Raw genomic sequence first — 5,851 nt, 5'->3', positions numbered from 1 at the left:
GACCACGACTGCGTGCTGTGCACCTCGGCCGTCCCCGGCGTCACCGACCGTGCCGCCCGCGGGCCGGCCGCCCGCTACGTCTGGGACCTGGCCGACCGGGACCGCAGCCGCTGGATCGTCCCCTTCGGCGCCGATGGCGTCGCCGGCGGCCCCCACCACCGCGACCAACTCCCCCTGTGGCTCGGGGGAGAACTGGCCCCGGTCGTCACCGACTGGGCCCTGCTCACCCGCGACCGCACCGAGGAGCACCTCCGTGACCACTGACCCGCACGAGCCGTACGAGCAGCACGTCGACGGCTTCGGCACCGTCCGCGTCCGCCCCCTGGACCCGGCCGCCGACGCCGACGTGATCCACGCCTGGGTGAGCGAGGAACGCGCCGCCTTCTGGGGCATGAACGGCCTCACCCGCGACCAGGTCGCCGAGATCTACACCCACATGGCCGGCCTCGACACCCACCACGCCCACCTGGTCACCAAGGACGGCGTCCCGGCCGCCCTGTTCCAGACGTACGAGCCGGCCGCCGACCGGGTCGGCGAGTGCTACGACGTACGCCCCGGCGACCTCGGCGTCCACGTCCTCCTCGCCCCCGCGGGCCCCGGCGGACCGCGCCCCGGCTGGAGCCACGCGCTGCTGACGGTGCTGACGACGTACGCGCTGACGGCCCTCGGCGGGCGCAGGCTCGTGATCGACCCCGACGTGCGCAACGCCAAGGCGATCGCCCGCTTCGTCCGCCAGGGTTTCGTGCCCGGGCCGGCCGTCGTCCTGCCGGAGGTGGACCTCCCGGACGTGTACCTCCCCGAGAAGCACGCGCAACTCGCGTTCCTGGAACGGCCGGTAGCCTTCCCCGGGTGACGACCGCGGACGAGCTGATCGCGCACTACGGACTCGAACCGATCCCCCGCGAGGGCGGGCTGTTCCGCCGCACCTGGGCGGGCCCGCGCCGGGCGGACGGCCGTCCCGAGGGGGCCGCCATCGTGGCACTGCTCACGGCGGACGACTACTCGGCCCTGCACCGGCTGCCGTACGCCGAGGTCTGGCACTTCTACCTCGGCGACCCGCTCGACCTGCTGCTCCTCGCCCCCGACGGCACCGCCCGCACCGCCGTCCTCGGTCCCGGTCTGCGCTCGGGCCAGCGGCTCCAGCTGACCGTGCCGGCCCGCACCTGGATGGGCGCGCGGGTGGCGGCGGGCGGCGCGTGGACGTTCTTCGGCTGTACGACGGCCCCCGGATTCACCTACGAGGACTACGAACACGGCGACGCGGCGGACCTCACGGCGCTTTATCCCTCCGAAGCCGCCCGGATCAGGGAACTGTGCCGCCCATGAGCCTGCTCGACGGACAGACCGCCCTGGTGACCGGCGCGGGCGGCGGCATCGGCCGCGCCATCGCGCTGCGCTTCGCCGAGGAGGGCGCGGCGGTGGCCCTGCACTGCCGTACGGCGGTGGACGCGGCCACCGAGGCCGCCGCCCGGATCCGGGACCTGGGCGGCGAGGCGGTCGTGCTCCGGGCGGACCTGACGGACGAGGACGCCTGCCACCGGCTGGTCCAGGAGACCGTGCGCTGGTCCGGCGGCCGGCTCACCGCGCTGGTCAACAACGCGGCCGTGCAGCCGGTCCAGCCGCTGCCGGGGATGACGGCGGCCGAGTGGCGGGCGGTGGTGGACACCAACCTCACCAGCGTCTTCGCCTGCACCCAGGCCGCGGCCGCCCGGATGCGCGGCGGCGGCACCATCACCCACATCGCCTCCGTCGAGGCGGCCCGTCCGGCCCCCGGCCACGCCCACTACAGCGCGGCCAAGGCGGCGGTGGTGATGCACGCCCGCGCGGCCGCCCTGGAGTACGGCTCCGAGGGCATCCGCGTCAACACGGTCTCGCCCGGGCTGGTCGACCGTCCGGGCCTGGCACAGGCCTGGCCGGACGGCGTCCACCGCTGGCTCGCCGCCGCCCCCACGGGCCCTCTCGGACCCGCTGACCGCTCCCCACCGGTCGTGGCTTCGGGAAGGGCCTGCTGGACAGGCATAGGCCCTTCGGGCGGGCGGAGGATACGAGATTCGAACTCGTGAGGGTTGCCCCAGCGGGCCGCCGGCCTGCCCGCCGTCAGCTCCGGAAAGCGAAAGGGTCCACCGACTCCGTCGGCGGACCCTCACGAAAGATCGAGGCTAGGAGCAGCCGGGTACGGTGCTGGGGCTACCACAGTTGTCGGGCTGGTTACCGGTGACGGGACTTGCGACCAGCGTTACCGTGCCGCTGGCGTTGAAGATGCCGCCACCGTTCGCACCCGTTCCCAGCGCCTGGTTGCGGGTTACCGGACTACGGGTGAGGGTCACCGTGCCGAAGCCCGTATTGAAGATGCCGCCACCGCGGGAATTGGTGCCGTTGGCAGTGTTGCGAGTGACCGGGCTGTCGGTGAGCTTCACCGTGCCGGAAATATTGAAGATGCCGCCGCCCTGCGCATTGGCGCCGGTGGTTGTGTTGCCTGTGACCTCGCTTCTCTTCAGCGTCATGGTTCCGGCTTGCGCGATGCCACCGCCCTGCGGAGTGCTGCCGGTGACGTCGTTGTGGGTGACTTGGGTGCTTGTCAGTGTCACCGTCGTGCCGACGGCGGCGGCGATCCCGCCGGCCAGACGCGTTGCGTGGTTGCCGGTGATCCTGCTTCTGCCGACGGTCGCCGTACCGGAACCTCCGAATGGGCTGACAAACACGGCCCCGCCGGAAGACGCCGTGTTGTTGTGGAGCGTGCTCCTGTTGACACTCACCGCGCCATTGTCGTCGTCGATGGCCCCACCAAAGGTGTCGGCGGTGTTGGTGGTGAGGCTGCTGTCGTTCAGCGTCAGTGCGGGACCGGCACCACTGAGCCAGATCGCACCGCCCCGGCCGTTGCCAAGTCCACCCGACGCGTGACCTTTGCTGAGGGTCAGGGCGTTGAGAGTGAGCTTTCCATCGGGGCCGTCGATTTCGAAGAAACGGAAATTACCCGCGGTTGCGGCTCGGGTGATGGTGTCGCCGCGTCCGTTGATCGTGACATTGTTCCTGATCACCGGAAGTCCGTTATCGCCGTTGGGCGGTGCGGCGTCGGTGAGGGTGTAGGTGCAACGCCGCTTGAGGTTGACCGTGCCGCCCACTGTGGCGACGGCGGCGATCGCGGCTTGCAGGTCGCTCTCCCTGCAGCTGGTCACATTCACGGTCAGAGGCCGGCTGGTACCACGAGGAGTTCTGATTCCCTCCGCGGAGGGAATGCCGTGCATCAGGTCCGTAGGCGGCGTCGCCGACTGCGATACTCCGAGTACGTCCGGACCCGGTGTGGCGGCTTGTGCGCCGGCGGGCGGCGTAACGGCGCCCAAAGCGGCGAGAGTGAGTCCCATGAGAGTGGGGACGACACGAGAGATGCTCAGACGCATCGAGTCTCCTTCGGGCGGATCGCGAGTGCCGTTCCCGTTAGCGGCACCGGAACACCGGAAGAAATGATTAATGCCGGATCAATCGACGATCAGGCAACACGCCCAGCCAAGATCACAATTCAATCGAGAGGCCCTCGCCTGAGTGGCCGTCAGTGACGCACCTGCCCCGCCCGGGAACCAGGCGGGGCACCCCTCGTGCGATGGGCGCGTGCGGGCACGCCGCTCGCGTGACGGCGGATGGGATGGGAGCTCCCCACGCACGCCGCCTACGGACCCGCAGTCGGGAAGGGCGGCTCCACCCCGGCTGGACGAAGATGAGACGGAGGCGGAGCCCTATTCGGTCGATGAGGTGCAGAGTCTCTTGCTTCGCCGGAACCGGCCGCGGCCGGAGTACGAGCACGGGTGCCGCGAGGCAGGCGCTGCGGCCGGAAGGCCGGCTACCGCCCGACCCGGGTACAGGTGCGACGCGAGACGAAGAACACGACATCGCGGGCCGGACGCCGCAGCGTGCCTCTCCCGGGCCCGCTGGTCGTGATGCTCCGCTCCCACCGGGAGGCGCAGGACCGGAGCGCGCGGCGGCCGGGAACCCGTGGACCGAGTCCGGTCATCGACCGGATCACGGGTCGGGAGCCGGGCGGCGCTGCCCGGATGCGCGCGGTACCTGCACGTGACCGATCCCATGCTCAAGGAAGCGGCCCGGAAGATCGGGCGCGCCGTCCGAGGGTCCCCGGAAAGCCCCGCTGTGGACGAAGACCAGGACGACGAGCCGTAGGGACAACGTCGAAGGGCCCCCTGTTTCCAGGGGGCCCTTCGACATCGTGCCCGGTGAGGCACTGGCGGAGGATACGAGATTCGAACTCGTGAGGGGTTGCCCCCAACACGCTTTCCAAGCGTGCGCCCTAGGCCTCTAGGCGAATCCTCCGCCGGAAACATTACATGACCGAGGGGAGTGCTCGCGAACTCGTTCCCGCGGTCCCGGATCGGGTACTCTCTGCGTAGCCCCTCACGCGGCGCTATCTGACTGAACTCCCCCAGGGCCGGAAGGCAGCAAGGGTAGGTCGGCTCTGGCGGGTGCGTGGGGGGCGTCTTCGTTGCCGGGCCCGTGCCGGGCGCCCGGTGTCGGCGGGCGGGGCCGGTTGTCGGTGGGCGCCTATAACCTCGTAAGCGTGTCGTCTCTCGCGCTGTACCGCCGCTACCGTCCCGAGACCTTCGCCGAGGTCATCGGGCAGGAGCATGTCACCGACCCGCTGCAGCAGGCGCTGCGGAACAACCGGGTCAACCACGCGTACCTGTTCAGCGGGCCGCGCGGTTGCGGGAAGACCACCAGCGCGCGCATCCTCGCCCGCTGCCTGAACTGTGAGCAGGGCCCCACCCCGACCCCGTGCGGCGAGTGCCAGTCCTGCCGGGACCTGGCGCGCAACGGCCCGGGCTCCATCGACGTCATCGAGATCGACGCCGCGTCCCACGGTGGTGTGGACGACGCCCGCGAGCTGCGCGAGAAGGCCTTCTTCGGACCGGCCGGCAGCCGGTACAAGATCTACATCATCGACGAGGCCCACATGGTCACGTCGGCGGGCTTCAACGCGCTGCTGAAGGTGGTGGAGGAGCCGCCCGAGCACCTCAAGTTCATCTTCGCCACCACCGAGCCCGAGAAGGTCATCGGCACCATCCGGTCCCGGACCCACCACTACCCCTTCCGGCTGGTGCCGCCCGGCACCCTGCGCGACTACCTCGGCGAGGTGTGCCAGAAGGAGGACATCCCCGTCGAGGACGGCGTGCTGCCCCTGGTCGTGCGCGCCGGCGCCGGGTCCGTCCGTGACTCCATGTCCGTCATGGACCAGCTCCTCGCGGGCGCGGGCGCCGACGGTGTGACGTACGCCATGGCCACCGCCCTCCTCGGCTACACCGACGGCTCCCTCCTCGACTCCGTCGTGGAGGCCTTCGCCACCGGTGACGGGGCGGCGGCCTTCGAGGTCGTGGACCGCGTCATCGAGGGCGGCAACGACCCGCGCCGCTTCGTCGCCGACCTGCTCGAACGGCTGCGGGACCTGGTGATCCTCGCCGCCGTCCCCGACGCCGTCGACAAGGGGCTCATCGACGCCCCGGCCGATGTGCTGGAGCGCATGCAGGCCCAGGCCTCCACCTTCGGCGCCGCCGAGCTGAGCCGCGCCGCCGACCTGGTCAACGCGGGCCTGACCGAGATGCGCGGCGCCACCTCGCCCCGCCTCCAGCTCGAACTCATCTGCGCCCGCGTCCTGCTCCCCGCCGCCTACGGCGACGAGCGCTCCGTCATGGCCCGCCTCGACCGCCTGGAGCGCGGCGTCAGCTTCTCCGGTGGCGCCGGTGCCCCGGCCATGGGGTACGTCCCCGGACCGGAGGCCCACGGCGGCGCCCCGGCCGCGGCGGTGCCGCCCGGGGGAGGACCCGCGGCGGCGCGCGCGGCCGTACGGGCG

General features: G+C 71.4%; 6 protein-coding genes, 1 tRNA gene, 1 other RNA gene and 1 pseudogene. 7 read left to right on the top strand and 2 right to left on the bottom strand.

All coding sequences use genetic code 11. From position 1 onward, the window contains the following. The 4 genes from FRZ03_RS24625 to FRZ03_RS24610 all read left to right on the top strand — a co-directional run. Positions 1-264, top strand: a 264-nt coding sequence (locus FRZ03_RS24625; protein WP_146467325.1) for a penicillin acylase family protein, incomplete at its 5' end; no start/stop codon positions are given. Beyond that, the gene (locus FRZ03_RS24620) at positions 254-853 is read left to right on the top strand and encodes a GNAT family N-acetyltransferase (protein ID WP_146467324.1); all 600 of its coding nucleotides are present in this window, start codon (positions 254-256) and stop codon (positions 851-853) included. The genes FRZ03_RS24625 and FRZ03_RS24620, both read left to right, overlap by 11 nt. Further along, on the top strand, positions 850-1,326 hold the full coding sequence (locus tag FRZ03_RS24615; RefSeq protein ID WP_146467323.1) for a cupin domain-containing protein: 477 nt from the start codon (positions 850-852) through the stop codon (positions 1,324-1,326). The genes FRZ03_RS24620 and FRZ03_RS24615 overlap by 4 nt, the downstream gene beginning before the upstream one ends. After that, entirely contained in the window at positions 1,323-2,063 is a 741-nt protein-coding gene (locus tag FRZ03_RS24610) for an SDR family NAD(P)-dependent oxidoreductase (protein WP_146467322.1), read from the top strand. Before FRZ03_RS24615 ends, FRZ03_RS24610 begins: the two co-directional genes overlap by 4 nt. Positions 2,064-2,159: 96 nt before the next feature. Here the strand turns inward: FRZ03_RS24610 and FRZ03_RS24605 are convergent, their stop codons facing one another. Then, positions 2,160-3,398 (bottom strand): hypothetical protein, encoded by a 1,239-nt coding sequence (locus FRZ03_RS24605; RefSeq protein WP_186785586.1) that lies wholly within the window; start codon positions 3,396-3,398, stop codon positions 2,160-2,162. 289 nt (positions 3,399-3,687) lie between these two features. On the opposite strand from FRZ03_RS24605, the pseudogene FRZ03_RS41440 reads away from it, so the two are divergent. Then, positions 3,688-4,170, top strand: a pseudogene (locus FRZ03_RS41440) (site-specific integrase); the annotation flags it as partial. A gap of 62 nt (positions 4,171-4,232) precedes the next feature. On the opposite strand, the gene FRZ03_RS24595 reads toward FRZ03_RS41440, so the two are convergent. Further along, positions 4,233-4,320, bottom strand: a tRNA-Ser gene (locus tag FRZ03_RS24595). A gap of 73 nt (positions 4,321-4,393) precedes the next feature. On the opposite strand from FRZ03_RS24595, the gene ffs reads away from it, so the two are divergent. Both ffs and FRZ03_RS24585 read left to right on the top strand, forming a co-directional pair. Beyond that, an RNA gene (ffs, locus tag FRZ03_RS24590) (signal recognition particle sRNA small type) lies at positions 4,394-4,488 on the top strand. Between the two features lie 76 nt (positions 4,489-4,564). Then, a partial coding sequence (locus tag FRZ03_RS24585; RefSeq protein ID WP_146467326.1) for a DNA polymerase III subunit gamma and tau occupies positions 4,565-5,851 on the top strand: 1,287 nt, incomplete at its 3' end.

The organism is Streptomyces misionensis, from assembly GCF_007896895.1.
GTDB lineage: Bacteria > Actinomycetota > Actinomycetes > Streptomycetales > Streptomycetaceae > Streptomyces > Streptomyces misionensis_A.
This window is presented reverse-complemented; position numbering and strand designations above follow the sequence as displayed.